The 25,223-nt window shown below is 61.4% G+C and carries 25 protein-coding genes and 1 pseudogene; 16 read left to right on the forward strand and 10 right to left on the reverse strand.

From position 1 onward, the window contains the following. The first annotated feature begins 79 nt into the window (after positions 1-79). Positions 80-1,372: an FAD-binding oxidoreductase gene (locus QF039_RS28570; RefSeq protein ID WP_307521878.1), complete on the forward strand. Its 1,293-nt coding sequence runs from the start codon at positions 80-82 to the stop codon at positions 1,370-1,372. A 1-nt stretch (position 1,373) separates the two neighbouring features. Here the strand turns inward: QF039_RS28570 and QF039_RS28575 are convergent, their stop codons facing one another. Beyond that, positions 1,374-1,610 (reverse strand): DUF1127 domain-containing protein, encoded by a 237-nt coding sequence (locus QF039_RS28575; protein ID WP_023659297.1) that lies wholly within the window; start codon positions 1,608-1,610, stop codon positions 1,374-1,376. 165 nt (positions 1,611-1,775) lie between these two features. Here QF039_RS28575 and QF039_RS28580 point away from each other — a divergent pair, with 165 nt between their 5' ends. Both QF039_RS28580 and QF039_RS28585 read left to right on the forward strand, forming a co-directional pair. Next, positions 1,776-3,200, forward strand: a complete 1,425-nt coding sequence (locus tag QF039_RS28580; protein ID WP_008439421.1) for a PLP-dependent aminotransferase family protein — start codon at positions 1,776-1,778, stop codon at positions 3,198-3,200. Between the two features lie 62 nt (positions 3,201-3,262). Beyond that, entirely contained in the window at positions 3,263-4,825 is a 1,563-nt protein-coding gene (locus QF039_RS28585; protein ID WP_003208738.1) for a phospholipase D family protein, read from the forward strand. Positions 4,826-4,949: 124 nt separating this feature from the next. Here QF039_RS28585 and QF039_RS28590 read toward each other — a convergent pair whose 3' ends face one another. Together QF039_RS28590 and QF039_RS28595 are read right to left on the reverse strand one after the other, a co-directional pair. Further along, on the reverse strand, positions 4,950-6,092 hold the full coding sequence (locus tag QF039_RS28590) for an MFS transporter (protein WP_003213257.1): 1,143 nt from the start codon (positions 6,090-6,092) through the stop codon (positions 4,950-4,952). A gap of 156 nt (positions 6,093-6,248) precedes the next feature. Then, positions 6,249-7,742: an aldehyde dehydrogenase gene (locus QF039_RS28595; RefSeq protein ID WP_003213259.1), complete on the reverse strand. Its 1,494-nt coding sequence runs from the start codon at positions 7,740-7,742 to the stop codon at positions 6,249-6,251. 230 nt (positions 7,743-7,972) lie between these two features. Here QF039_RS28595 and QF039_RS28600 point away from each other — a divergent pair, with 230 nt between their 5' ends. After that, positions 7,973-8,335, forward strand: coding sequence for a cupin domain-containing protein (locus tag QF039_RS28600; RefSeq protein WP_003213261.1), 363 nt, complete (start codon positions 7,973-7,975; stop codon positions 8,333-8,335). Between the two features lie 69 nt (positions 8,336-8,404). Here the strand turns inward: QF039_RS28600 and rpmG are convergent, their stop codons facing one another. Next, complete coding sequence (gene rpmG, locus QF039_RS28605) at positions 8,405-8,560, reverse strand: 50S ribosomal protein L33 (protein ID WP_003176906.1); 156 nt, start codon at positions 8,558-8,560, stop codon at positions 8,405-8,407. Between the two features lie 11 nt (positions 8,561-8,571). Further along, complete coding sequence (gene rpmB, locus QF039_RS28610; protein ID WP_003213263.1) at positions 8,572-8,805, reverse strand: 50S ribosomal protein L28; 234 nt, start codon at positions 8,803-8,805, stop codon at positions 8,572-8,574. A 458-nt stretch (positions 8,806-9,263) separates the two neighbouring features. Here rpmB and QF039_RS28615 point away from each other — a divergent pair, with 458 nt between their 5' ends. After that, a complete protein-coding gene (locus tag QF039_RS28615) occupies positions 9,264-10,856 on the forward strand; it encodes an ABC transporter substrate-binding protein (RefSeq protein ID WP_307521883.1) in 1,593 nt (530 codons plus the stop codon). Positions 10,857-10,884: 28 nt separating this feature from the next. On the opposite strand, the gene radC is transcribed toward QF039_RS28615, so the two are convergent. Continuing rightward, positions 10,885-11,559, reverse strand: coding sequence for a DNA repair protein RadC (gene radC / locus QF039_RS28620; protein ID WP_003213267.1), 675 nt, complete (start codon positions 11,557-11,559; stop codon positions 10,885-10,887). A 130-nt stretch (positions 11,560-11,689) separates the two neighbouring features. On the opposite strand from radC, the gene coaBC reads away from it, so the two are divergent. The 4 genes and pseudogenes from coaBC (at position 11,690) to argB (ending at position 15,958) form a co-directional block, all read left to right on the forward strand. Further along, positions 11,690-12,898, forward strand: coding sequence for a bifunctional phosphopantothenoylcysteine decarboxylase/phosphopantothenate--cysteine ligase CoaBC (coaBC, locus tag QF039_RS28625; RefSeq protein ID WP_008439425.1), 1,209 nt, complete (start codon positions 11,690-11,692; stop codon positions 12,896-12,898). Positions 12,899-12,903: 5 nt separating this feature from the next. Then, positions 12,904-13,359, forward strand: a complete 456-nt coding sequence (dut, locus tag QF039_RS28630; protein ID WP_003213270.1) for a dUTP diphosphatase — start codon at positions 12,904-12,906, stop codon at positions 13,357-13,359. A 252-nt stretch (positions 13,360-13,611) separates the two neighbouring features. Continuing rightward, a pseudogene (locus QF039_RS28635) lies at positions 13,612-15,033 on the forward strand (phosphomannomutase/phosphoglucomutase); the annotation flags it as partial. 19 nt (positions 15,034-15,052) lie between these two features. Then, entirely contained in the window at positions 15,053-15,958 is a 906-nt protein-coding gene (gene argB / locus QF039_RS28640) for an acetylglutamate kinase (RefSeq protein WP_003213275.1), read from the forward strand. Positions 15,959-16,126: 168 nt separating this feature from the next. Here the strand turns inward: argB and pyrE are convergent, their stop codons facing one another. Continuing rightward, complete coding sequence (gene pyrE, locus QF039_RS28645) at positions 16,127-16,771, reverse strand: orotate phosphoribosyltransferase (RefSeq protein ID WP_003213276.1); 645 nt, start codon at positions 16,769-16,771, stop codon at positions 16,127-16,129. Positions 16,772-16,853: 82 nt separating this feature from the next. Here pyrE and QF039_RS28650 point away from each other — a divergent pair, with 82 nt between their 5' ends. Next, positions 16,854-17,633, forward strand: a complete 780-nt coding sequence (locus QF039_RS28650) for an exodeoxyribonuclease III (RefSeq protein ID WP_003176915.1) — start codon at positions 16,854-16,856, stop codon at positions 17,631-17,633. A 58-nt stretch (positions 17,634-17,691) separates the two neighbouring features. On the opposite strand, the gene QF039_RS28655 is transcribed toward QF039_RS28650, so the two are convergent. Together QF039_RS28655 and rph are read right to left on the reverse strand one after the other, a co-directional pair. After that, positions 17,692-18,060 carry a DUF4870 domain-containing protein gene (locus QF039_RS28655; RefSeq protein ID WP_003213278.1) on the reverse strand — a complete coding sequence of 123 codons (369 nt, stop codon included), beginning with the start codon at positions 18,058-18,060 and terminating at the stop codon, positions 17,692-17,694. Positions 18,061-18,082: 22 nt separating this feature from the next. Next, positions 18,083-18,805 (reverse strand): ribonuclease PH, encoded by a 723-nt coding sequence (gene rph, locus QF039_RS28660; protein WP_003213280.1) that lies wholly within the window; start codon positions 18,803-18,805, stop codon positions 18,083-18,085. 217 nt (positions 18,806-19,022) lie between these two features. Here rph and QF039_RS28665 point away from each other — a divergent pair, with 217 nt between their 5' ends. The 6 genes from QF039_RS28665 to QF039_RS28690 all read left to right on the forward strand — a co-directional run bounded on the left by QF039_RS28665 (position 19,023) and on the right by QF039_RS28690 (position 24,327). Beyond that, positions 19,023-19,886 (forward strand): YicC/YloC family endoribonuclease, encoded by an 864-nt coding sequence (locus tag QF039_RS28665; RefSeq protein ID WP_102604063.1) that lies wholly within the window; start codon positions 19,023-19,025, stop codon positions 19,884-19,886. Between the two features lie 11 nt (positions 19,887-19,897). Further along, positions 19,898-20,518, forward strand: a complete 621-nt coding sequence (gene gmk, locus QF039_RS28670; RefSeq protein ID WP_003213284.1) for a guanylate kinase — start codon at positions 19,898-19,900, stop codon at positions 20,516-20,518. Between the two features lie 167 nt (positions 20,519-20,685). After that, positions 20,686-20,949: a DNA-directed RNA polymerase subunit omega gene (gene rpoZ, locus QF039_RS28675; RefSeq protein WP_003176920.1), complete on the forward strand. Its 264-nt coding sequence runs from the start codon at positions 20,686-20,688 to the stop codon at positions 20,947-20,949. 60 nt (positions 20,950-21,009) lie between these two features. After that, the gene (spoT, locus tag QF039_RS28680) at positions 21,010-23,115 is read left to right on the forward strand and encodes a bifunctional GTP diphosphokinase/guanosine-3',5'-bis pyrophosphate 3'-pyrophosphohydrolase (RefSeq protein ID WP_008439435.1); all 2,106 of its coding nucleotides are present in this window, start codon (positions 21,010-21,012) and stop codon (positions 23,113-23,115) included. Between the two features lie 24 nt (positions 23,116-23,139). Then, entirely contained in the window at positions 23,140-23,520 is a 381-nt protein-coding gene (locus QF039_RS28685) for a RidA family protein (RefSeq protein ID WP_003213288.1), read from the forward strand. A gap of 63 nt (positions 23,521-23,583) precedes the next feature. Next, positions 23,584-24,327, forward strand: a complete 744-nt coding sequence (locus QF039_RS28690) for a hypothetical protein (protein ID WP_003213290.1) — start codon at positions 23,584-23,586, stop codon at positions 24,325-24,327. Positions 24,328-24,370: 43 nt separating this feature from the next. On the opposite strand, the gene QF039_RS28695 is transcribed toward QF039_RS28690, so the two are convergent. Then, positions 24,371-25,222, reverse strand: coding sequence for an SDR family oxidoreductase (locus QF039_RS28695; protein WP_003213292.1), 852 nt, complete (start codon positions 25,220-25,222; stop codon positions 24,371-24,373). Position 25,223 lies beyond the last annotated feature (1 nt).

Genomic DNA, 25,223 nt, shown 5'->3' on the forward strand with positions numbered 1-25,223 from the left:
TGCCCTAAAAGCCCCCGGTGAGACAGCTTCGCCCGACCGCTGTATCCTGCGTCAAATTTTCCAAACAGGGATGCTCCCCATGACCGCCAGCGCCCGGCACGCCAATTCCTACTACGCCGCCAGCAGTTTCCCGCAGCCTGATTATCCGGTGCTGAAAGGTGAAATCGTGGCCGATGTGTGCGTGGTCGGCGGCGGCTTTTCGGGGCTCAACACCGCTCTGGAACTGGCTGAACGGGGTTTCAGCGTGGTCCTGCTGGAAGCCCGCAAGATTGCCTGGGGCGCCAGCGGGCGCAATGGCGGGCAACTGATTCGTGGCGTCGGTCATGGCCTGGATCAGTTCACCAACGTCATCGGCACCGAGGGCGTGCGCCAGATGAAATTGATGGGCCTGGAAGCCGTGGAAATCGTGCGCCAGCGGGTCGAACGTTCGCAGATCGCCTGCGACCTGACCTGGGGCTACTGCGACCTGGCCAACAAACCCCGCGACCTGGAACACCTGGCCGCCGACGCCGAAGAGCTGCAAGGCCTTGGCTATCGCCATGAAGTGCGCCTGCTGCAAGCCAGCGAGATGCGCAGTGTGATCGGCTCCAACCGCTATGTTGGCGGCATGATCGACATGGGCTCCGGCCACCTGCACCCGCTGAACCTGGCCCTCGGCGAGGCAGCCGCTGCACAGCAGTTGGGCGTCCAGTTGTTCGAGCATTCCGAGGCGGTGCGGATCGATTACGGCCCGGAGGTCAACGTTCACACCGCCCAGGGCAATGTGCGCGCCAAGACCCTGGTGCTGGGCTGTAATGCTTATTTGAACGGCCTCAACCCGCATCTGAGCGGCAAGGTGCTGCCCGCCGGCAGCTACATCATCGCCACCGAGCCCTTGAGCGAAGCCCAGGCAGCCGAGTTGCTGCCGCAAAACATGGCGGTGTGTGACCAGCGGGTGACGGTGGATTACTTCCGGCTGTCCGCCGACCGACGCTTGCTGTTCGGCGGTGCCTGCCATTACTCCGGACGGGATCCGAAGGACATCGGTGCCTACATGCGTCCGAAAATGCTGCAGGTGTTCCCACAACTGGCCAACGTGAAAATCGACTACCAGTGGGGCGGGATGATCGGCATTGGCGCCAACCGCCTGCCGCAGATTGGCCGGCTGGCCGACCAGCCCAATGTGTATTTCGCCCAGGCCTATGCCGGCCATGGCCTCAATGCCACCCACCTGGCAGGCAAGCTGTTGGGCGAAGCCATCAGCGGCCAGCAAAGCGGGCGCTTTGATCTGTTTGCCAAGGTGCCGCACATCACTTTCCCGGGCGGCAAGCATTTGCGCTCGCCGCTGCTGGCGCTGGGAATGCTCTGGCACCGATTGAAAGAACTGGTCTGAATCAGCCGCGCCAGAAGGGCTTCAAGCCTTCCCGGCGCGCCTGCTCGGCACTCAGGCCCACGTCTCGCAGTTGCTCGGGGGTCAGCTCCAGCAAGGTTTTGCGCGTATGCATGCGGTGCCAGAACAACGCCCATGAACTGAGTGTGGGGGCCTTGGTACGCGCCGCCATGCGCCGCTCCTGCCCGGCTTCCAGTTCCTGACTGTGTAACGCCAACCGCACATCGCTCATACCGCTCATTTTCCTGCCCCTCATTAACGTGTTGCCATGAGTACGTAGGATGAGCCGGCGCGCAAAACCATGACAGATTCAACCACCCTGTATTAAATCCATACAGATACTGCCTATCGGCCGCTGAATCCTGTATTTTCAGCCTATCTGTACTGGTAACCGGGAAGCACCGCCATGACCCTATACGTCAACCTCGCCGAACTGTTGGGCACGCGCATCGAGCAGGGTTTCTATCGCCCGGGCGACAGATTGCCGTCAGTTCGGGCCTTGAGTGTGGAGCATGGGGTCAGCCTGAGCACCGTGCAGCAGGCCTACCGCGTACTGGAAGACAACGGCCTGGCGATGCCCAAACCCAAATCCGGCTACTTCGTACCGGTGGGCCGCGACTTGCCGGCATTGCCCGCCGTAGGCCGCCCGGCCCAGCGCCCGGTGGAAATTTCCCAGTGGGACCAGGTGCTGGAGCTGATCCGTGCGGTGCCACGCAAAGACGCCATACAGTTGGGCCGGGGCATGCCGGATGTATTGTCGCCGACCATGAAACCCCTGCTACGCAGCCTCGCCCGGATCAGTCGGCGCCAGGACATGCCGGGGCTGTATTACGACACTATCCACGGCAACCTGGACCTGCGTGAACAGATTGCCCGCCTGATGCTCGATTCAGGCTGCCAACTGACGCCCCAGGACCTGGTGATCACGACCGGCTGCCACGAGGCCCTGTCCGCCAGCATCCACGCTATTTGCGAGCCCGGCGACATCGTTGCCGTCGACTCGCCAAGCTTCCACGGCGCCATGCAAACCCTGAAGGGCCTGGGCATGAAAGCCCTGGAAATCCCCACCGACCCACTCACCGGTATCAGCCTGGAAGCGCTGGAACTGGCACTGGAACAATGGCCGATCAAAGTCATACAGTTGACCCCCAACTGCAACAACCCACTGGGCTACATCATGCCGGAGTCGCGCAAACGCGCACTGCTGACCCTGGCCCAGCGCTTTGACGTGGCGATCATCGAAGACGACGTGTATGGCGAACTGGCCTACAGCTACCCGCGGCCACGCACCATCAAGTCCTTCGACGAAGATGGCCGCGTCGTACTGTGCAGCTCTTTCTCGAAGACCCTCGCACCCGGCCTGCGGATTGGCTGGGTCGCACCCGGTCGCTATCTGGAGCGTGTGCTGCACATGAAATACATCAGCACCGGTTCCACCGCGACCCAGCCGCAGATCGCAATTGCCGAGTTTCTGAAAGGTGGGCATTTCGAGCCACATTTGCGGCGGATGCGCACGCAATACCAGCGCAATCGCGACCTGATGCTCGATTGGGTCAGCCGCTATTTCCCGGCGGGCACCCGCGCCAGCCGCCCCCAGGGCAGTTTCATGCTGTGGGTGGAACTGCCGGAAGGCTTCGATACCCTGAAACTCAACCGGCTGCTGGTGGATGAAGGTGTACAGATTGCAGTGGGAAGTATCTTTTCCGCCTCCGGCAAGTACAGGAACTGCCTGCGCATGAACTACGCTGCCAAACCAACGCCGCAGATTGAAGAGGCTGTACGCAAGGTCGGCGCGACCGCCATCCGGTTGCTGGCCGAAGCGATGGACTGACCTTTTACGGGAAATAGCCGTCATATGCCGACAATCGCCCTGATTCGGAACCCATGTCATTGATGACCCACCGGCTATTACCGTTTTTCCTGCTGGGCATCCTGGCCCTGGGCGGCTGCGCCACCATCGACGCGCCACGCACACCCAGCGAGGCGCTGCCGGCCAGCGAATCTTCCTTCGGCCGCTCGATCCAGGCCCAGGCCGCTCCCTACAAAGGCCGCTCCGGGTTCCGCCTGCTGCCCAACAGCAGCGAAGCCTTCATGGCCCGCGCCGAACTGATCCGCAACGCCCAGACCAGCCTCGACTTGCAGTACTACATCGTCCACGACGGCATCAGCACCCGCATGCTCGTGGATGAACTGCTCAAGGCCGCCGACCGTGGCGTGCGCGTGCGCATCCTGCTGGACGACACCACCAGCGACGGCCTGGACCAGATCATCGCCACCCTCGCCGCCCACCCGCAGATCCAGATTCGCCTGTTCAACCCGCTGCACCTGGGCCGCAGCACCGGCGTGACGCGGGCCATGGCGCGGCTGTTCGACCTGTCGCTGCAACACCGGCGCATGCACAACAAGCTGTGGCTGGCAGACAACAGCGTGGCCATCGTCGGCGGGCGCAACCTGGGGGATGAGTATTTCGACGCCGAGCCCAACCTCAACTTCACCGATATCGACATGCTCAGCGTGGGCCCGGTGGCCGAGCAACTGGGCCACAGTTTCGATCAGTACTGGAACAGTGCCCTGAGCAAACCCATTGGTGACTTCGTCAGCAGCGCCTCCAAAGGCGACCTGGCCAGCGCCCGCGTACGCCTGGAAGATTCCCTTGCCGAGTCTCGCCAACAAAACCATGCCCTGTACAACCGCCTGCGCACCTACAAGACCCAGCCGCGCATGGACATCTGGCGCCGTGAGCTGATCTGGGCCTGGAACCAGGCACTGTGGGATGCGCCGAGCAAGGTGCTGGCCAAGGCCGATCCGGATCCACGGCTGCTGCTGACGACCCAACTGGCGCCGGAGTTGGAAGGTGTCAGCCATGAGCTGATGATGATTTCGGCTTACTTCGTGCCCGGGCAGCCCGGGCTGGTGTACCTGACCGGTCGCGCGGACGCCGGTGTATCGGTAAGCCTGCTGACCAATTCCCTGGAAGCCACCGACGTACCGGCCGTGCACGGCGGTTATGCGCCCTATCGCAAGGCGCTGCTGGAACACGGGGTGAAGCTATACGAGTTGCGTCGCCAGCCGGGAGACGGTGGCGGCAGCGGACCTCATCTGTTCCGCAAAGGTACATTCCACGGTTCGGATTCCAGCCTGCACAGCAAGGCGATCATCTTTGATCGGGAGAAATCCTTCATCGGCTCATTCAACTTCGACCCGCGCTCGGTGCTGTGGAACACCGAAGTCGGGGTGCTGGTGGACAGTCCCGAACTGGCGGAACACGTGCGCAACCTGGCACTGGAGGGCATGGCGCCCCCGTTGAGCTATCAGGCGAAGCTGCAGGATGGCCAGGTGGTATGGGTGACCGAAGACAACGGCCAACTGCACACCCTGACCCGCGAGCCCGGCAGTTGGTGGCGCCGGTTCAATGCCTGGTTTGCCACATCCGTCGGGCTGGAACGCATGCTTTAAGAACAGCGACGGGACCTGTGGGAGCTGGCTTGCCTGCGATGGCGGAGTGTCAGTTTACGTATCCGGTGCTGACACTCCGCCATCGCGGGCAAGCCCGGCTCCCACAGGTGATCGCATTTCAAGTTCAGGCGGGTTGTGCGGCGCCGAACGCACCTTGGCGCAGCAACAGGATCACCAACCCCAACGCCCCCGCCGCCATCAACAACGGCAACGCATGCCCGCTGATCCACTGGCTGCCGGCACCGGCCACCAGCGGGCCGATCAGGCAGCCAATGCCCCACAGCTGCGCGATATGCGCATTGGCGCGCACCAGCGCGTCGTCGCGGTAGCGCTCGCCAATCAGGATCAGCGACAGGGTGAATAACCCGCCGGCGCTGGCCCCGAACAGCACCCACACCGGCCAGATCATCAGCGTATCGAGCAACAGCGGAATCGCCAGGCTCGTCACCAGCAGCATCAGCGCGCAGCCGAGAAACAGCGTGCGCCGAGGCAGGTAGTCCGCCAGCGCGCCAATCGGCAGTTGCAGCAACGCATCACCGACCACCACCGTGCTGACCATCGCCAGGGCAATCTCGGCGGTGAAACCCTGTTGCAGGCAATACACCGGTAACAACGTAAGAATCATCGCCTCGAATGCGGCGAACAACGCCACTGCCCAGGCAATCGCCGGCAAGCCCCGGCAGAAGCGCAGCAAGTCGCCAAAGGTCACGCTGAAAGACTCGGCAGTGGGCGCACCGGTGCGGCCCAGCAGCAGGATCGGCGAGCACGTCAGCAGGCCGACACCCACCCAGAAGCCAATGTCGTTGTCCGTACCCAGCGCGCCTAGCAGCAACGGGCCCGACAGCTGGCTCAAGGCATAGCTGCAGCCATACAGCGCCACCAGACGGCCGCGCCAGCGCTCGATCACCAGTTGGTTGATCCAGCTTTCGCCGAGGATAAACACGATGGTCAGGATCACCCCAATCATCAGCCGCAACACCAGCCATACCGGGTAGCTGGGCAATACCGCCAGCAAGCCGATGGAAATCGCCCCCGCCCACAGGCACAGGCGCATCAGGTTCGCCGTGCCCAGGCGCGAGGCCAGGCCGCTGGAGACCTTGGCACCCAGCAGCACACCGAAGGCCGGCATCGCCGCCATGACTCCGATGGCGAAGCTGCCATAGCCCCAGCTTTCCAGGCGCAGGGACACCAGCGGCATGCTCACGCCCAAGGCCAGGCCCACGCTCAAGACCGACGCCAACACGGCGAAATAGGTCGCCCAACGCATTTCCACGCTCCTGTGGATGATTTGGAGATCACACAAAACAGTGTGGGAGCGGGCTTGCTCGCGAATGCGGTGTACCAGTCAATACATCAGCGACTGTGATACCTCATTCGCGAGCAAGCCCGCTCCCACATTTTTTACAGCGGTGTTCCTGGAGGCTTACAACTTGATCCAGGTCGCCTTCAGCTCGGTGTACTTGTCGAACGCGTGCAGCGACTTGTCGCGGCCGTTACCCGACTGCTTGAAACCACCGAACGGTGCGGTCATGTCGCCGCCATCGTACTGATTGACCCACACGCTGCCGGCACGCAGTGCCTTGGCGGTCAGGTGTGCCTTGGAGATGTTCGACGTCCACACCGCAGCGGCCAGGCCGTATTGGGTGTCGTTGGCGATCGCAATGGCTTCTTCCACGCTGTCGAAGGCAATCACCGACAGCACCGGGCCGAAGATTTCTTCCTGGGCGATCTTCATGGCGTTGGTCACGCCGTCGAAAATCGTCGGCTCGACATAGGTGCCACCGCTTTCCTGCAGCGTGCGCTTGCCGCCGGCCACCAGCTTGGCGCCATCGGCATGCCCGGCTTCGATGTACGACAGCACGGTGTTCATCTGCTGGGTATCCACCAGCGCACCGACCGTGGTGGCCGGGTCGAGCGGGTTGCCCGGCTTCCAGGCCTTGAGGGCCTCGATCACCAGCGGCAGGAATTTATCCTTGATCGAACGCTCCACCAGCAGGCGCGAACCGGCGGTGCACACTTCGCCCTGGTTGAAGGCGATGGCGCCGGCCGCGGACTCGGCGGCGGCTTGCAGGTCCGGGGCATCGGCAAACACGATGTTCGGGCTCTTGCCGCCAGCTTCCAGCCAGACGCGCTTCATGTTCGACTCGCCGGAGCGAATCAGCAGTTGCTTGGCGATCTTGGTGGAACCGGTGAACACCAGGGTGTCGACGTCCATGTGCAGCGCCAGGGCGTTACCCACGGTGTGGCCATAACCCGGCAGCACGTTGAACACGCCTTTCGGGATGCCGGCTTCAACCGCGAGGGCAGCGATGCGGATGGCAGTCAGCGGTGATTTTTCAGATGGCTTGAGGATCACCGAGTTACCGGTGGACAACGCCGGCCCGAGTTTCCAGCAGGCCATCATCAGCGGGAAGTTCCACGGCACGATGGCCGCGACAACGCCGACGGGCTCACGGGTCACAAGGCCCAGCTGGTCGTGAGGGGTGGCTGCGACTTCATCGTAGATCTTGTCGATGGCCTCGCCGCTCCAGCTCAGCGCTTGCGCCGCGCCTGGGACGTCGATGTTCAGGGAGTCGCTGATCGGCTTGCCCATGTCCAGGGTTTCAAGCAGTGCCAGCTCTTCGGCGTTGGCCTTGAGCAGGCCGGCGAAACGGATCATGGTGGCTTTGCGCTTGGCTGGCGCCAGGCGCGACCATGCACCGGAATTGAACGTGGCACGGGCGTTTTCTACGGCACGCTGGGCGTCGGCGACGTCACAGCTGGCAACGGTTGCCAGCAGGCGGCCATCGACTGGGCTCAGGCATTCGAACGTGTCGCCGGAAACGGCGGCGGTGTATTCGCCATTGATGTAGGCGCGGCCTTCGATCTTCAGATCCTTGGCGCGTTGTTCCCAGTCGGCACGGGTCAGGGTGGTCATGCGAGTGTCCTCCTCTTATTGAATACAAGGGCCGGGCGATGTACCCAGGCACCTTCGAAGAATTCTTGCCCGGCCAGCCAGCTGTTCGGCTCAAGGCAGCTGCCACCCTAAACCAGCGGCGATGGATGTTTCAATATATTTGACATAACGGCAGCAAACGCCCTTGCGATGTTCATTTTAATAAACATAGACTTTGAGCTCTCCAACCGCAGGCCAGACGGGACACGCCCATGAACATCCAGAATATCGTCGACTTCAGCCAGGCCAGGACCGAGCCTGATCGCTACCGTCCGGCTGCGGAGAAAATCCTCAAGGGCGACCCGGAGCAAACCGTCTACAACCACTACAACAGTCCGTGCGGCCAGATGAGCGCCGGGGTCTGGGAAGGTGAAGTCGGACAGTGGAAGGTCAACTACACCGAGCATGAGTATTGCGAGATCGTGCAGGGTGTTTCGGTTCTGCGCGATGCCGACGGCAACGCCAAGACCTTGCGGGCCGGTGATCGCTTCGTCATTCCGGCCGGCTTCAGCGGCACCTGGGAAGTGCTGGAACCCTGCCGCAAGATCTACGTGGTGTTCGAAGAAAAGGCCTGATCATTTATCAGGCACAAAAAAAAGCCCGCATCGTGAGATACGGGCTTTTTTCACAAGAAAGAAAACCAATTACTTGATTTTGCCTTCTTTGTAGATCACGTGCTTGCGAACGCGCGGGTCGAACATTTTCTTTTCGAGCTTGTCCGGGGTAGTACGCTTGTTCTTGTCGGTAGTGTAGAAGTGACCAGTACCGGCGCTAGAGATCATTCGAATCAATTCACGCATGATTTAGCTCCTTAGATTTTGCCGTCGCGGCGCAGTTCGGCCAGCACGACAGTGATGCCGCGCTTGTCGATAACACGCATGCCTTTGGCAGATACGCGCAGACGAACAAAACGTTTCTCTTCTTCAACCCAAAAGCGGTGATGCTGCAGGTTTGGCAGGAAACGACGACGGGTTTTGTTGTTTGCGTGGGAAATGTTATTCCCAGTCACCGGACCCTTACCGGTAACTTGACAGACTCTCGACATGCCTCAGCCCTCTAAAACCACATGCCCAACCCGGCATGGGTTGGCCGCTTAATCTCTCAGTCATTTGGCGCCAGGCGCCGCGTTTCTTTAGGGTCTTACCGGCTACACCTACTAGCGAAGGAACCGGGCCCCTAGAAAAGAGCGCTGCTTTATACCAGAAAGACCCCAGTGCAACAACAGGCCGTGTACTTTTATACGCGTAAATCCAGGCCATGGACGCCTGAACCGTTGCCAGGGTGGGCCGCTATAGAAGCTAACCGCTCGTCGCACAGAATGATTTACATCGCCCGCGCGCACTGCAAAGTGCTCGGCAAAACGACCTGAGGCGCCATCAAAACAGTATTTGCGGCAAAAGCACAGGCAAAAATGGGCTAGTCATTTGTCAATCAGCCCACTACGGTAGGACTTTTCCAGACTGCACTCGCAGATGGGCCTTCGATCTGCAAAGGAAACCGAATATGCGCCTCGCTGCCCTACCGCTATTGCTAGCCCCTCTTTTTATTGCTGCACACGCCCAGGCGGCCACTACCCTGAGCGTCTGCACCGAAGCCAGCCCCGAAGGCTTCGACGTGGTGCAATACAACTCGCTGACCACCACCAACGCCTCGGCAGACGTATTGATGAACCGCCTGGTGGACTTCGACGCCACCAGCGGCAAGCTGGTCCCGAGCCTCGCGGACAGCTGGGAAGTGTCGCCGGACGGCCTCACCTACACCTTCAAGCTGCACCCGGACGTTAAATTCCACCGCACTGACTACTTCACGCCAAGCCGCAGCCTGACCGCCGAAGACGTGCGCTTCAGCTTCGAGCGCATGCTCGACCCGGCCAACCCCTGGCACAAGATCGCCCAGAGCGGCTTCCCCCACGCCCAGTCGCTGCAGTTGCCCACGCTGATCAAGAAGATCGACGCCCTCGACCCGCTGACCGTGCGCTTCACCCTGGACCACGCCGATTCGACCTTCCTCGCCGCCTTGAGCATGGGCTTTGCCTCGATCTACCCGGCGGAATATGCCGACAAACTGCTCAAGGCCGGCACCCCGGAGAAGCTCAACAGCCAGCCTATCGGCACCGGGCCGTTCATTTTCGGGCGCTTCCAGAAGGACGCGACGATTCGCTACAAGGCCAACCCGGATTACTTCGCCGGCAAGCCTGCGGTAGATAACCTGATCTTTGCGATCACCCCGGACGCCAACGTGCGCCTGCAGAGACTGCGTCGCGACGAGTGCCAGATCGCCTTGTCGCCCAAGCCCCTGGATATTGATGCCGCCCAGAAAGACGCCGAGCTGAAGATCGAGAAAAACGCAGCCTTCATGACCGCGTTTGTCGCCATCAACAGCCAGCATCCGCCACTGGACAAGCCGGAAGTTCGCCAGGCGATCAACCTGGCCTTCGACAAGGCCAGCTATCTGAAGGCCGTATTCGAAGGCACCGCCGAAGCCGCCAACGGCCCTTACCCACCCAATACCTGGAGCTATGCCAAGGACCTGCCGGGCTATCCGCAGGACATTGCCAAGGCCAAGCAGCTGCTGGATCGCGCAGGGCTCAAGGATGGCTTCAAGACCACAATCTGGACCCGGCCGTCGGGCAGCCTGCTGAACCCCAACCCCAGCCTGGGCGCACAACTGCTGCAGGCGGACCTGGCCAAGGTCGGCATCCAGGCTGAAATCCGCGTGATCGAGTGGGGCGAACTGATCCGCCGCGCCAAGGCCGGCGAGCACGACCTGCTGTTCATGGGCTGGGCCGGTGACAACGGCGACCCGGATAACTTCCTGACGCCGCAGTTCTCCTGCGCGGCCGTGAAGTCCGGGACCAACTTCGCCCGCTACTGCGACCCGGCGCTGGACAAGCTGATCAGCGCCGGCAAGACCACCAGCGAACAAGGTGTGCGCAGCAAGCTGTACCAGCAGGCCCAGGCGCAGATCCAGCAGCAGGCGCTCTGGCTGCCACTGGCGCACCCGACCGCGTTTGCGCTGACCCGCAAGAATGTCGAGGGGTATCAGGTGAGCCCGTTCGGGCGCCAGGATTACTCCAAGGTCAGCGTCAAGCCCTGACCCCTGCCAGGGGCTGGCATGCCAGCCCCTACATCCACCCAAATTCCGCCATCGACAGCGGGTCACCCTCCCCCACAATGATGTGGTCCAGCACACGCACGTCCACCATCTCCAGCGCCTTTTGCAGCACCTTGGTCAATTTTCGATCAGCGATGCTGGGCTCGGGGCTGCCGGAAGGATGGTTGTGGCACAGGATCAGTGCCGCAGCGTTGTAGTCCAGCGCGCGCTTCACCACTTGTCGCGGGTAGACGATGGCGTTGTCGATGGTGCCTTGAAACAGCTTTTCGAAGCCCAGCACTCGATGCTTGGCGTCGAGAAACAGGCAGCCGAATATCTCGTGAGGCTCGTGGCGCAGCAGTGCCTTGAGGTAGTCGCGCACGGCCTCCGGGCTTTCCAGCACCGAATCGTTGCGCAGGCGTTCAGCCAAATGGCGGCGCGCCATCTCCAGTACGGCTTGAAGCTGGGCGAACTTCGCCGGCCCCAACCCCAAATGCTGGCTGAACACCGGCTGCCTCGCCTCCATCAGCGCCCGAAGGCTGCCAAATTGCGCCAGCAGATGGCGCGCCAGGTCCACGGCACTCCTGCCTGACACCCCGGTGCGCAGGAAAATCGCCAGCAATTCCGCGTCGGAAAGGTTCTCCGCTCCCAGCTCCAACAGCTTCTCCCGCGGACGCTCTGCCGCAGGCCAATCGCGAATACTCATGGCACCTCCGTGTGCATGTGCGCCGCTGTTGCATGGCGGACGCTGTGGTATCTTAGGCCATCTTTTTGCGTGCGATTTCACCTGGGGAGGGGGCATCGCAACGCCATCACTGAACTGGAAAGGCAAGCCAATGCAGCGTCTGTATCGGAAACGCATCGTTCTCGGCGTCGGCGGCGGCATTGCCGCCTACAAGAGCGCAGAGCTGGTTCGCAGGCTTCTCGACCAAGGCGCCGAAGTGCGCGTGGTCATGACCCGTGGCGGCAGTGAATTCATCACCCCGTTGACCATGCAGGCCTTGTCCGGCCACCCGGTGCACCTCGACCTGCTGGACCCTGCGGCCGAAGCCGCCATGGGCCACATCGAGCTGGCCAAGTGGGCCGACCTGGTGCTGATCGCCCCGGCCACCGCCGACCTGATCGCCCGCCTGGCCCAAGGCATTGCCGACGACCTGCTGACCACCCTGGTACTGGCCACCGACGCCACCGTCGCGATCGCCCCGGCCATGAACCAGGCCATGTGGCGCGACCCGGCCACCCAGGCCAACACCCAACTCCTGCAAAGCCGCGGCCTCAAGGTTTTCGGCCCGGCCTCCGGCAGCCAGGCCTGCGGCGACGTGGGCATGGGCCGCATGCTCGAAGCCACCGACCTGGCCCACTGCGCCGCCGACTGCTTCCAGCACCTGGCCCTGACCGGCAAGCACGTGCTGATCACCGCCGGCCCGACCCAGGAAAACATCGACCCGGTGCGCTACATCACCAACCATAGCTCAGGAAAAATGGGCTTTGCCCTGGCGGAAGCGGCGGTCGAGGCAGGCGCCCGTGTGACGTTGATCACCGGCCCGGTGCATCTGCCGACCCCGGATCGCGTCACCCGAATCGACGTAGTCAGCGCCCGCGACATGCTGGCGGCCTGTGAAGCGGCGATTCCCTGCGACCTGTTCATCGCTTCGGCTGCGGTAGCGGACTACCGCCCCGAGGTGGTTGCGCCGCAGAAACTCAAGAAAGACCCTACAAGCGGCGACGGCCTGCTCCTGCAAATGGTCCGTAACCCGGACATCCTGGCGACCATCGCCACCCGTGAGGACCGCCCGTTCAGCGTCGGTTTTGCCGCCGAAACCGAGCATTTGCTGGACTATGCCGCACGCAAATTGAAAGACAAAAACCTCGACCTGATTGTCGCCAACGATGTCGCCAACCCGAGCATCGGCTTCAACAGTGAGGAAAATGCCATCAGCGTGATCGACCGCGAGTTGCACGCTACCGTTTTCGCCCAGACCAGCAAGGGCAAGATTGCCCGCCAACTGATCTCTTTTATCGCCCAACGGCTGAACCAGGTTTAATTTCCATGCACGCTTTGCAAGCCAAGATCCTCGACCCCCGCATCGGCAACGAATTCCCGCTGCCGGCCTACGCCACACCAGGCTCCGCCGGCCTCGACCTGCGCGCCATGCTCAAGCAGGACACCGTGCTTGAGCCAGGCCAGACCATTCTGATTCCGACCGGCCTGTCGATCTACGTGGGCGACCCCGGCCTGGCGGCGCTGATCCTGCCGCGCTCCGGCCTGGGCCACAAACACGGCATCGTCCTCGGCAACCTGGTGGGGCTGATCGACTCGGACTACCAGGGCGAGTTGATGGTGTCCTGCTGGAACCGTGGCCAGACCGCGTTCAATATCGCCGTCGGCGAGCGCATTGCCCAACTCGTGCTGGTACCGGTGGTGCAGGCGCACTTCGAGCTGGTCGAAGAGTTCGACGAAACACAACGCGGCGCAGGTGGCTTCGGGCATTCCGGCAGCCACTGACTAAGCTGAATTGACTTAGCCGAACAAGCCGGGTGCCTCACCCGGCCTGATGCCAACGCATGGCCTTTCAGGATGAAGAATGCGCGGAACTTACCAGCAAGGTTTCCCCAGTGAAATCAGGGCATTAAGGGGGCAAAAGGGCGGAGCTTCGGCGCCGATGGCACTTTTGCACCACGAACTCTATGCCAAAAACGCCGTCTTACCCTTCAGTTTGAGCCTGCCGGTCAGCACCCTTGAGGCCAGCCCAGCCCCTTATCGATGGAGTTCCCCCCCGCAATGAGCAACCCAGCCCGAGTCGCCCCGACATTTCCCGACAGCATTTTCCGCGCCTATGACATTCGTGGCGTGGTCCCCAAGACCCTGACCGCCGAGACCGCCTACTGGATCGGCCGCGCCATTGGCTCCCAGAGCCTGGCACAGGGCGAGCCCAACGTTTCCGTAGGCCGTGATGGCCGCCTGTCCGGCCCCGAACTCGTCGAGCAACTGATCCAGGGCCTGGCCGACAGCGGCTGCCACGTCAGCGACGTGGGCCTGGTGCCGACGCCTGCGCTGTACTACGCAGCCAACGTACTGGCCGGCAAGTCGGGCGTGATGCTCACCGGCAGCCATAACCCGTCGGACTACAACGGCTTCAAGATCGTCATCGCTGGCGATACCCTCGCCAACGAACAGATCCAGGCCCTGCACACCCGCCTGAAGACCAACGACCTGACCAGCGGCGAAGGCAGCGTCACCAAAGTCGACATCCTGCAGCGCTACTCTGACCAAATCACCGGCGACGTCAAACTCGCGCGCCGCCTCAAAGTGGTGGTGGACTGCGGCAATGGCGCGGCCGGCGTGATCGCCCCGCAACTGCTCGAAGCCCTGAACTGCGAAGTGATCCCGCTGTTCTGTGACGTCGACGGCAACTTCCCGAACCATCACCCGGATCCAGGCAAGCCCGAGAACCTGGTGGACCTGATCGCCAAGGTCAAGGAGACCGGGGCTGACGTCGGCCTGGCCTTCGACGGTGACGGCGACCGCGTTGGCGTGGTGACGGACACCGGCGAAAACGTGTTTGCGGACCGCCTGCTGATGCTGTTTGCCCGCGACGTGGTTGCGCGCAACCCAGGTGCCGAAATTATCTTCGACGTGAAGTGCACCCGCCGCCTCACACCGCTGATCAAGGAATATGGCGGTCGCCCGCTAATGTGGAAGACTGGCCACTCGTTGATCAAAAAGAAAATGAAAGAAACCGGCGCGCTGTTGGCCGGCGAAATGAGCGGCCATGTGTTCTTCAAGGAGCGCTGGTTCGGCTTTGACGACGGCATTTACAGCGCCGCTCGTCTGCTGGAGATCCTCAGCAAGGAAAAATCGACCGCGCAGGAGCTGTTCCAGACCTTCCCGAATGATATTTCTACGCCAGAGATCAATATCCATGTGACCGAGGAGAGCAAATTCAGCATCATTGACGCACTGCACGATGCGCAATGGGGCGAAGGCGCCGACCTGACCAGCATTGATGGTGTGCGAGTCGATTACGCCAAAGGCTGGGGCCTGGTTCGCGCATCCAACACCACACCGGTGCTGGTGCTGCGTTTCGAGGCGGATACCGAGGCTGAGTTGCAGCGCATCAAGGACGTGTTCCACGCCCAGTTGAAACGTGTTGCCCCTGATCTCCAATTACCGTTCTGATTTTTTACCGGAGCCCTGAATGACCCTCGAACGCGAAGCCGCCGCCAATACCGCCAAGGTCCTTTCCGAAGCGTTGCCTTACATTCGACGCTACGTCGGCAAGACGCTGGTGATCAAGTACGGCGGCAATGCCATGGAAAGCGACGAGCTGAAAACCGGCTTTGCCCGCGACATCGTGTTGATGAAAGCCGTCGGGATCAACCCGGTGGTGGTACACGGTGGCGGCCCGCAAATCGGTGACCTGCTCAAGCGCCTGTCCATCGAGAGTCACTTCATCGACGGCATGCGTGTGACCGACGCCCAGACCATGGACGTGGTAGAGATGGTCCTGGGCGGCCAGGTGAACAAAGACATCGTCAACCTGATCAACCGCCATGGCGGCAGCGCCATCGGCCTGACCGGCAAGGACGCCGAACTGATCCGGGCGAAGAAGCTCACCGTGACCCGCAAGACCCCGGAGATGACCCAGCCGGAAATCATCGACATCGGCCAGGTGGGCGAAGTGATCGGCATCAACACCGACCTGCTGAACCTGCTGGTGAAAGGCGATTTCATTCCGGTGATCGCGCCGATCGGTGTCGGTGCCAACGGTGAGTCCTACAACATCAACGCCGACCTCGTGGCCGGCAAGGTGGCCGAGGCGCTGAAGGCCGAGAAGCTGATGCTGCTCACCAACATCGCCGGCTTGATGGACAAGGAAGGCAAGGTCTTGACCGGCCTGACAACCCAGCAAGTGGACGACCTGATCGCCGACGGCACCATATACGGCGGCATGCTGCCGAAGATCCGCTGCGCGCTGGAAGCGGTGCAAGGCGGCGTTGGCAGCTCGTTGATCCTGGATGGCCGGGTTCCGAATGCGATCCTGCTGGAAATCTTCACCGATACCGGTGTGGGTACCCTGATCAGTAACCGCAAGCGCCCCTAAGCGCTGGTAAACAAAAAGGCCCCGTTCAATTCGATTGAACGGGGCCTTTTCTATGTACTCGGTCTAAAAATGTGGGAGCGGGCTTGCTCGCGAAAGCGGCGGGTCAGTCGACACATATATCAACTGACAAGCCGTATTCGCGAGCAAGCCCGCTCCCACATGGATCTTCTAAACGCCGAACTGCTCGCGATAGGCCTTGACCGCCGGCAAATGCTGCTTGAGCTGCGGGTCATCTTCCAGGAACTGCAACACCTGGTTCAGGGACACGATGCTCACCACTGGAATCGCGAAATCACGTTCCACTTCCTGGATCGCCGACAATTCACCGTTGCCGCGCTCCTGGCGGTTCAGCGCGATCAACACGCCGGCCGCCTTGGCGCCGTCCTGGGAAGCGATGATCTGCATCACTTCGCGAATCGCCGTACCGGCAGTGATCACGTCGTCGATGATCAGCACGTCGCCCTTGAGCGGCGCACCCACGAGGCTACCGCCTTCGCCGTGGGCCTTGGCTTCCTTGCGGTTAAAGCACCAAGGCAGATCCAGCTCGTGATGTTCAGCCAACGCCACGGCGGTCGCGGCCGCCAGGGGGATGCCTTTGTAGGCAGGGCCGAACAGCACGTCGAAGGAAATACCGCTTTCAACGATGGCGGCCGCATAGAAACGACCCAGCTGCGCCAGGGCAGAACCCGAGTTGAAAAGGCCGGCATTGAAGAAGTAAGGGCTGGTGCGCCCGGACTTCAAAGTGAACTCACCGAAGCGCAATACGCCGCGATCGATGGCAAAACGAATAAAATCGCGTTGATACGCCTGCATGAAAAAAGCCTCAGATACCACGGATTTAGCTAATTAGGTAGACGGCGTGTATCATACACGCACGCGATTTTTGGGGCCATTTATGCGGATCATCAGTGTGAACGTCAATGGTATTCAGGCTGCAGTCGAGCGTGGTTTGCTCAGTTGGCTGCAAGCCCAGAATGCCGACGTCATCTGCCTGCAGGACACCCGCGCCTCCGCCTTTGAACTGGACGACCCAGCCTTCCAACTGGATGGCTACTTCCTTTATGCCTGTGATGCCGAAGTTCCCGCCCAAGGCGGCGTGGCTTTGTATTCGCGGTTGCAACCCAAGGCGGTCATCAGCGGCCTCGGCTTCGAGACAGCCGACCGCTACGGGCGCTACCTGCAAGCCGATTTCGACAAGGTCAGCATCGCGACCTTGCTGCTTCCATCAGGGCAGAATGGCGATGAAGACTTGAACCAGAAGTTCAAGCTAATGGACGACTTCGCCCGTTATCTGGATAAACAGCGGCGCAAACGTCGCGAGTACATTTACTGTGGCTCGCTGTACGTGGCGCAACAGAAGCTGGATATCAAGAACTGGCGCGACAGCCAGCAATCCCCGGGCTTCCTGGCGCCGGAACGGGCCTGGATGGACGAGATTGTCGGCAACATGGGCTATGTCGATGCCCTGCGGGAAGTCAGCCGCGAAGGCGACCAGTACAGCTGGTGGCCGGATAACGAACAGGCCGAGATGCTCAACCTCGGCTGGCGTTTTGACTACCAGCTGCTGACGCCAGGCTTGCGTCGCTTCGTGCGCAGCGCACGTCTGCCACGCCAGCCGCGCTTCTCGCAGCACGCGCCGCTGATCGTGGACTACGACTGGACCTTGACCATCTAAGGTCTTTTTCCAGGCACAAAAAAACCGACATCGCTGTCGGTTTTTTTGTGGGCGGTGGTTATTTGATCAACCGCAATGTCCACGGATAACGATAAGCCACGCCCTTGTTGGCCTTGATGCCCGCAATGATCGTCATCACCACCGCGCCGATCACCAGCACGGTCATCAACACAAAGCCGATCACGATAAAACCCAGCAGGAAGCAGACCGCCCAGGCAATGCCCACGGTGATCTGGAAATTCAGCGCTTCCTTGCCCTGGTCATCAATGAACGGGTCTGCATCCTTCTTCACCTGCCAGAGAATCAAGGGCCCCAGCAGGCTGCCGAACGGGAACATCAGCCCGAAGAACGCCGCAAAATGACAGAGCATCGCCCACTGGCGAACTTCCTTGGACGGTGTCGGCAGTGGAAGTTGGCTGTCACTCATGGCGTCGCTCCTTGGGATTGAATCAGTCGGCCAATGCGGCGTTCTGCAGTTCGAAGATTTCGGTCATGCCCTTCTGGGCCAGGGCCAGCATGGCATTCAGGTCCGCCGGCTGGAATGGCGCGCCTTCGGCGGTGCCCTGCACTTCAATGAAACCACCGGTGCTGGTCATCACCACGTTCAGGTCGGTCTCGGCAGCCGAATCTTCAAGATAGTCCAGATCCAGCACCGGCTCGCCCTGATACATGCCGACCGATACAGCCGCGATCATCTGCTTGAGCGGATCGCCGCCTTTCAGGCCGCCACGTTTCTTGATGACTTTGAGCGCGTCGACCAGGGCAACCATGGCCCCGGTGATGGAGGCGGTACGGGTACCACCGTCGGCCTGGATCACGTCGCAGTCGACGTACAGGGTCACGTCGCCCAGCTTGGACATGTCCAGGGCTGCACGCAGGGAGCGACCGATCAGGCGCTGGATTTCCAGGGTGCGCCCGCCTTGCTTGCCACGGCTGGCTTCACGCTGGTTACGCTCGCCGGTGGCGCGCGGCAGCATGCCGTATTCGGCGGTCAACCAACCCTGGCCCTGGCCCTTGAGGAAACGCGGCACGCCATTTTCGACGCTGACGGTGCAGATAACCTTGGTATCGCCAAACTCGACCAGTACAGATCCCTCGGCGTGTTTGGTGTAGTTGCGGGTGATGCGGATCGAGCGGAGCTGATCGGCAGCGCGACCACTTGGACGTTTCATAGGGGATACCTGTACGGAGGACGAAAAACTGCCGAGCATTATAGAGCCGCCAGCCCTGATCGGCACGGCTAAAAAATCCTGTTACAAACCCGGGCACCGAAGCCACTGTTTGGGGCCACCCGTCCCCTTGAGCTACAATCCTGCGCCTTCGCAGCCTGTCGGCTTCAATCTACCCATCAGCCCGCCTGTTTGCGGGACTGCATCGCGAGGTACCTCCATGGTGCACAGCATGACCGCCTTCGCCCGCGTCGAAAAAGCCGGCGTCCAAGGCACCCTGAGCTGGGAATTGCGCTCGGTCAACAGCCGCTACCTGGAGCCGCACCTGCGCCTGCCGGAATCGTTTCGCGACCTCGAAGGCGCGGTTCGTGAGGCACTGCGCCAGGGCATCTCCCGCGGCAAGCTGGAATGCACCCTGCGCTTTACCGAGGAAACCACCGGCAAGCCGTTGCAGGTGGATCGCGAGCGCGCCGCCCAATTGGTCGCCGCCGCCGAAACCATCGCCGGCCTGATCAAGCAGCCTGCCGCCATCAACCCGCTGGAAGTCCTGGCCTGGCCCGGCGTGCTGGTGGCCGATGCCACTGACCCACAGGCGTTGAACGCCGAGGCGCTGACCCTGTTCAACCAAGGCTTGAAAGAACTCAAGGCCGGCCGCGAGCGTGAAGGGGCCGAACTGGCCCGCCTGATCAGCGACCGCCTGACCTCCATTGAAGAAGACGTGGTGACCCTGCGCGAACTGGTGCCGCAGATGCTTGCCACCCAGCGCCAGAAGGTCCTGGACCGCTTCGCCGACATGCAGGCCGAACTGGATCCGGTGCGCCTGGAGCAGGAGATGGTCCTGCTGGCGCAAAAAAGCGACGTGGCCGAAGAACTCGACCGCCTGAGCACCCACATCCTGGAAGTGCGCCGCGTGCTCAAGTCCGCCGGTGCCGCCGGTCGGCGCCTGGACTTCCTGATGCAGGAACTCAACCGCGAAGCCAATACACTGGGCTCCAAAGCCTTTGATCCGCGCAGCACCCAGGCTGCGGTCAACCTCAAAGTGTTGATCGAGCAAATGCGCGAACAAGTACAGAATATCGAGTAAGGCACCCTGACATGACCCACAGCACCGGCACCCTTTACATCATTTCTGCCCCATCGGGCGCGGGCAAAAGCAGCCTGGTCAAGGCCCTGACCGACGCTGACGAGCAGATCCGCATCTCGGTGTCCCACACCACCCGCGCCATGCGCCCGGGTGAAGTGAACGGCGTGCACTACCACTTCGTCGAGCGCACCGAGTTCGTCAAGATGATCGAGCACGGTGATTTCCTGGAGCGCGCCGAGGTCTTCGGCAACCTCTACGGCACCTCGCAAAGCCACCTGCAGCAGACCCTGGACGAAGGCCACGACCTGATCCTGGAAATCGACTGGCAGGGCGCCGAGCAAGTGCGCCAGCTGATGCCCAAAGCCCGCTCGATCTTCATCCTGCCGCCTTCGCTGGAAGCGTTGCACCAGCGCCTGACCAACCGCGGTCAGGACAGCGACGAGATCATCGAAGGTCGCATGCGTGAAGCCGTCAGTGAAATGAGCCACTACGTCGACTACGACTACCTGATCATCAACGACGATTTCGCTCACGCGCTGGACGATCTGAAAGCGATTTTCCGCGCCAATCAGCTCCAGCAAAAGCGTCAGCAGCAGCGTTTCGGCAAATTATTGGCCGAACTGCTCGGCTGATTGGCTCTTCCCAAAACCGCTGCAGGGGCTTTACATTGGCACTTGTAGCGCGTTTGCGATGGCCTGCGAAAAATCAGCGCTTCCCTAAACGCTGGTGATTTTTTAAACTGTTCAGTCCGCTCGCCCAACCGGGCAGCGCGCATATTGCATTCGCTCCGAGGAATACCATGGCCCGCGTAACCGTTGAAGACTGCCTAGAACACGTGGATAACCGCTTTGAGCTGGTCATGCTCTCTACCAAGCGTGCCCGTCAACTGGCCACTGGCGGCAAAGAGCCCCTGGTCCAGTGGGAAAACGACAAGCCTACCGTTGTAGCCCTGCGTGAAATCGCTGAAGGCCTGATGAGCTACGAGTTCATCGCCAACGCCGAAATCGTTGAAGACGAACCGCTGTTTGCAGCGTTCGAGGACGAGTCCAACGAGGCCGTCTAAGCCTATGCCTGGTCGACGTAGCACGGCGCGGGGTCACAGCCAACGGCAGGAGTTAATACTTTGCCGAGCATAGACGCCCTCGCCGATCGCTTATCGACCTACCTCGGCCCAGACCAGGTCAACCTGGTCCGCCGAGCGTATTTCTACGCCGAACAAGCCCACGACGGCCAACGCCGCCGCAGTGGCGAGGCGTATGTCACGCATCCTCTTGCCGTGGCCAATATTCTTGCCGACATGCACATGGACCATCAGAGCCTGATGGCCGCGATGCTGCATGACGTGATCGAAGACACCGGCATTGCCAAGGAAGCGCTCAGTGCGCAATTTGGCGAAACCGTGGCCGAACTGGTCGACGGGGTCAGCAAACTGACCCAGATGAACTTCGAGACCAAGGCCGAAGCCCAGGCGGAAAACTTCCAGAAGATGGCCATGGCCATGGCCCGGGACATCCGGGTGATCCTGGTCAAGCTGGCCGACCGGCTGCACAACATGCGCACGCTGGAAGTGCTGTCCGGTGAAAAACGCCGGCGCATCGCCAAGGAAACCCTGGAAATCTACGCGCCCATCGCCAACCGGCTGGGCATGCACGCCATTCGTATCGAGTTCGAAGACCTCGGTTTCAAGGCCATGCACCCGATGCGTTCCGCGCGCATCTACCAGGCAGTGAAACGCGCCCGGGGCAATCGCAAGGAAATCGTCAACAAGATCGAAGAATCCCTGAGCCATTGCCTGGCGATCGATGAGATCGAGGGCGAGGTCAGCGGCCGGCAGAAACACATCTACGGCATCTACAAGAAGATGCGCGGCAAGCGCCGGGCCTTCAACGAGATCATGGACGTGTACGCGTTCCGGATCATCGTCGACAAGGTCGATACCTGCTACCGCGTGCTGGGCGCTGTACATAATTTGTACAAGCCCCTGCCCGGACGCTTCAAGGATTACATCGCGATTCCCAAGGCCAACGGCTACCAGTCGCTGCATACCACGCTGTTCGGTATGCACGGGGTGCCGATCGAGATCCAGATCCGCACCCGCGAAATGGAAGAGATGGCCAACAACGGCATCGCCGCCCATTGGCTGTACAAATCCACCGGCGACGAGCAGCCAAAAGGCACCCATGCCCGCGCCCGCCAGTGGGTCAAGGGCGTGCTGGAAATGCAGCAACGTGCCGGCAACTCCCTGGAATTTATCGAAAGCGTGAAGATCGACCTGTTCCCGGACGAGGTCTACGTGTTCACGCCCAAAGGCCGGATCATGGAGCTGCCCAAAGGCTCCACGGCGGTCGACTTTGCCTACGCGGTGCACACCGATGTGGGTAACAGCTGCATAGCCTGTCGGATCAATCGTCGACTGGCCCCGCTGTCGGAACCGCTGCAAAGCGGTTCCACGGTGGAGATTGTCAGCGCACCGGGCGCGCGCCCGAACCCGGCCTGGCTCAACTTTGTGGTCACCGGCAAGGCTCGCACCCACATCCGTCATGCCCTGAAACTGCAACGCCGTTCCGAGTCCATCAGCCTGGGCGAACGCCTGCTGAACAAGGTGCTCAACGGCTTCGACAGCTCTCTGGACAAGATCCCGGCCGAACGCGTGCAGGCGATGCTCCACGAGTACCGCCAGGAACTGATCGAAGACTTGCTGGAAGACATCGGCCTGGGCAACCGCATGGCCTATGTGGTCGCCCGCCGCCTGCTGGGCGAAGGCGAACAGTTGCCAAGCCCCGAAGGCCCGCTGGCGATTCGCGGCACCGAAGGCCTGGTGCTCAGCTACGCCAAGTGCTGCACGCCGATCCCTGGCGACCCGATTGTCGGCCATTTGTCTGCGGGCAAAGGCATGGTGGTGCACCTGGACAACTGCCGCAATATCAGTGAAATCCGCCACAACCCCGAGAAATGCATCCAGCTTTCGTGGGCAAAGGATGTCACTGGCGAATTCAACGTCGAGCTGCGGGTCGAGCTGGAACACCAGCGCGGCCTGATCGCCCTGCTGGCCAGCAGCGTGAACGCGGCCGACGGCAATATCGAGAAAATCAGCATGGACGAACGCGATGGCCGCATCAGCGTGGTCCAACTGGTGGTCAGCGTGCACGATCGCGTGCACCTGGCCCGCGTGATCAAGAAACTGCGCGCCCTGACCGGGGTCATCCGCATCACCCGCATGCGCGCCTAGCCCATCCATTACAAGGAGTCATTCATGACCAAGACTGTTATCACCAGCGACAAGGCACCAGCAGCAATCGGTACTTACTCCCAGGCGATCAAGGCGGGCAATACCGTCTACATGTCCGGCCAGATTCCACTGGACCCAAAAACCATGGAGCTGGTTGAAGGCTTTGAAGCCCAGACCATCCAGGTCTTCGAAAACCTGAAGTCGGTTGCCGAAGCTGCGGGCGGTTCGTTCAAGGACATCGTCAAACTGAACATCTTCCTCACCGACCTGAGCCACTTCGCCAAGGTCAACGAGATCATGGGCAAGTACTTCGAACAGCCGTACCCAGCCCGCGCCGCCATCGGCGTTGCCGCCCTGCCAAAGGGCGCGCAGGTTGAGATGGACGCCATTCTGGTCATCGAGTAAAACATCCGGCGCAGCGCTTCCACGGGAAGGCTGCGCCGAATTGGTTCTTGGAAGGATTTCGTAATGCGCAAAGCGCTCGTTGCCTCTTCGTTGCTCGCCCTGTTGCTCGGCGGCTGCGCCAGCAATCCCGCCGACCTGGATGTGAGCGGCACCTGGATCAACCAGGCCGCCATCGACGCGGCAGCCAAGGGCGGCCCTTTGCGTGAAGCCCTGCAGAGCTATGGTCCGAACCTCGAATGGGAGGTGAACACCAAAGCGTCCCAGGCCCGCTACTACAACGGTTTTGAAGTAGCTGAAGGCAAATTGCTGGGTGAAAAATCCGGCGCCTGGAGTGTCGATTTCTACGGCAGCTCCGCCACTGAACTCAAGCGTAAAGGCAAGCTGCTGCTGCAAGGGGCCAATGATAACGAGCCCGAGCAACTGTTCGCCCGTGCCAAGGATCCAGCCCCCGAAGGCGCGCCACTGGGTGCCAACTTCGAACGCACCCTGTACGCCGCCTACATGGGCGGCACCTGGAAAATCAGCAGCGGCACTGGCGAAGGCGCCACCGTACAGTTCCAGGCCAATGGCCAGGTGACCGGCTTACCCGGCGCCGATCAGTACTCGCTGTGCCTGGCGGGCGATTGCGCCTCCATGAGCGGCGGCTACGACAGTATCTGGCTACAGTTGAACGGCCAGGGCAACCCGTGGATCTTTGCGCGCAAGGGCAAGCAACTGGAGATCTTCCAGGCGATCAACACCGCCCAGGCCGACGAGGTACCCTCGTTTACCCCCGGGCCACGACAGTGGTTGCTGGAAAAACAGTGACGCAAAAAAGGAGCCCTCAGGCTCCTTTTTCTTCACGCCGCGATCAACCCTCCAGGATCGCCGCATACCCTTCGCGGTAACTCGGATAACGCGGCACCCAGCCCAACGCCTTGGCCCGGGCATTGCTGCACTGTTTGCTCCCAGCACGGCGGACGCTGGCGTTCTCGGCCCATTCGGTCACGCCAAGGTACTCGCGCAACCAGGCAACCACCTCGGCCAGCGGGGCCGGAGCGTCATCGACGCCGATGTAGCACTTATCCAGCACACCGCCCTGCTCCACGTGCTGCAGCAAAAACGCGAGCAAGCCCGCCGCGTCATCGGCGTGAATCCGGTTGCCATATAAAGGCGGATCAATCGCCACGCGATAGCCCTGGCGCACTTGGCTCAACAACCACTCACGACCTGGACCATAAATCCCCGTAAGGCGCACGACACTGGCGGGAATGCCGCTATCCAACGCCACTTGCTCGGCTTCCAGCATCACTTGTCCGGAATAACCGCCTGCCTTGGTCTCGGAGCTTTCGTCGACCCACTCACCGTTCTGCTGCCCATACACACTGCTGCTGGACACAAACAGCAGGTGCCTGGGCTCCTGGCCGTAGTCGTTCAGCCACTCCAGCACATGCCGCAACCCTTGCACGTATGCCGCACGATAACCCGCCTCGTCGTGATCGGTGGCGGCCGCGCAATACACCAGGTAATCCACCCCGCCCACCGGCCAGGTATCGGGGCAGTCTTCATTGAACAGGTCGCCGGCAATCCCGATAACGCCCTTGGGAAGGCGCGAAATATCCCGCCGCAGGCCATGAACCTCCCAGCCCTGGGCCAGCAATTGGGTGGCCAGACGGCTACCGACATCGCCGCAACCGGCAATCACCACAGAAGGCGCAGACATC

Origin of the sequence: Pseudomonas sp. W2I6, assembly GCF_030815935.1 — a bacterium.
Taxonomy (GTDB): Bacteria; Pseudomonadota; Gammaproteobacteria; order Pseudomonadales; family Pseudomonadaceae; genus Aquipseudomonas.

Excerpts from the sequence above, each read along its gene's own strand:
- QF039_RS28570 (WP_307521878.1), top strand. The coding sequence starts at position 80 with ATGACCGCCAGCGCCCGGCACGCCAATTCCTACTACGCCGCCAGCAGT.
- QF039_RS28575 (WP_023659297.1), bottom strand. The coding sequence starts at position 1,610 with ATGAGCGGTATGAGCGATGTGCGGTTGGCGTTACACAGTCAGGAACTG.
- QF039_RS28580 (WP_008439421.1), top strand. The coding sequence starts at position 1,776 with ATGACCCTATACGTCAACCTCGCCGAACTGTTGGGCACGCGCATCGAG.
- QF039_RS28585 (WP_003208738.1), top strand. The coding sequence starts at position 3,263 with ATGACCCACCGGCTATTACCGTTTTTCCTGCTGGGCATCCTGGCCCTG.
- QF039_RS28590 (WP_003213257.1), bottom strand. The coding sequence starts at position 6,092 with ATGCGTTGGGCGACCTATTTCGCCGTGTTGGCGTCGGTCTTGAGCGTG.
- QF039_RS28595 (WP_003213259.1), bottom strand. The coding sequence starts at position 7,742 with ATGACCACCCTGACCCGTGCCGACTGGGAACAACGCGCCAAGGATCTG.
- QF039_RS28600 (WP_003213261.1), top strand. The coding sequence starts at position 7,973 with ATGAACATCCAGAATATCGTCGACTTCAGCCAGGCCAGGACCGAGCCT.
- rpmG (WP_003176906.1), bottom strand. The coding sequence starts at position 8,560 with ATGCGTGAATTGATTCGAATGATCTCTAGCGCCGGTACTGGTCACTTC.
- rpmB (WP_003213263.1), bottom strand. The coding sequence starts at position 8,805 with ATGTCGAGAGTCTGTCAAGTTACCGGTAAGGGTCCGGTGACTGGGAAT.
- QF039_RS28615 (WP_307521883.1), top strand. The coding sequence starts at position 9,264 with ATGCGCCTCGCTGCCCTACCGCTATTGCTAGCCCCTCTTTTTATTGCT.
- radC (WP_003213267.1), bottom strand. The coding sequence starts at position 11,559 with ATGAGTATTCGCGATTGGCCTGCGGCAGAGCGTCCGCGGGAGAAGCTG.
- coaBC (WP_008439425.1), top strand. The coding sequence starts at position 11,690 with ATGCAGCGTCTGTATCGGAAACGCATCGTTCTCGGCGTCGGCGGCGGC.
- dut (WP_003213270.1), top strand. The coding sequence starts at position 12,904 with ATGCACGCTTTGCAAGCCAAGATCCTCGACCCCCGCATCGGCAACGAA.
- argB (WP_003213275.1), top strand. The coding sequence starts at position 15,053 with ATGACCCTCGAACGCGAAGCCGCCGCCAATACCGCCAAGGTCCTTTCC.
- pyrE (WP_003213276.1), bottom strand. The coding sequence starts at position 16,771 with ATGCAGGCGTATCAACGCGATTTTATTCGTTTTGCCATCGATCGCGGC.
- QF039_RS28650 (WP_003176915.1), top strand. The coding sequence starts at position 16,854 with ATGCGGATCATCAGTGTGAACGTCAATGGTATTCAGGCTGCAGTCGAG.
- QF039_RS28655 (WP_003213278.1), bottom strand. The coding sequence starts at position 18,060 with ATGAGTGACAGCCAACTTCCACTGCCGACACCGTCCAAGGAAGTTCGC.
- rph (WP_003213280.1), bottom strand. The coding sequence starts at position 18,805 with ATGAAACGTCCAAGTGGTCGCGCTGCCGATCAGCTCCGCTCGATCCGC.
- QF039_RS28665 (WP_102604063.1), top strand. The coding sequence starts at position 19,023 with ATGGTGCACAGCATGACCGCCTTCGCCCGCGTCGAAAAAGCCGGCGTC.
- gmk (WP_003213284.1), top strand. The coding sequence starts at position 19,898 with ATGACCCACAGCACCGGCACCCTTTACATCATTTCTGCCCCATCGGGC.
- rpoZ (WP_003176920.1), top strand. The coding sequence starts at position 20,686 with ATGGCCCGCGTAACCGTTGAAGACTGCCTAGAACACGTGGATAACCGC.
- QF039_RS28685 (WP_003213288.1), top strand. The coding sequence starts at position 23,140 with ATGACCAAGACTGTTATCACCAGCGACAAGGCACCAGCAGCAATCGGT.
- QF039_RS28690 (WP_003213290.1), top strand. The coding sequence starts at position 23,584 with ATGCGCAAAGCGCTCGTTGCCTCTTCGTTGCTCGCCCTGTTGCTCGGC.
- QF039_RS28695 (WP_003213292.1), bottom strand. The coding sequence starts at position 25,222 with ATGTCTGCGCCTTCTGTGGTGATTGCCGGTTGCGGCGATGTCGGTAGC.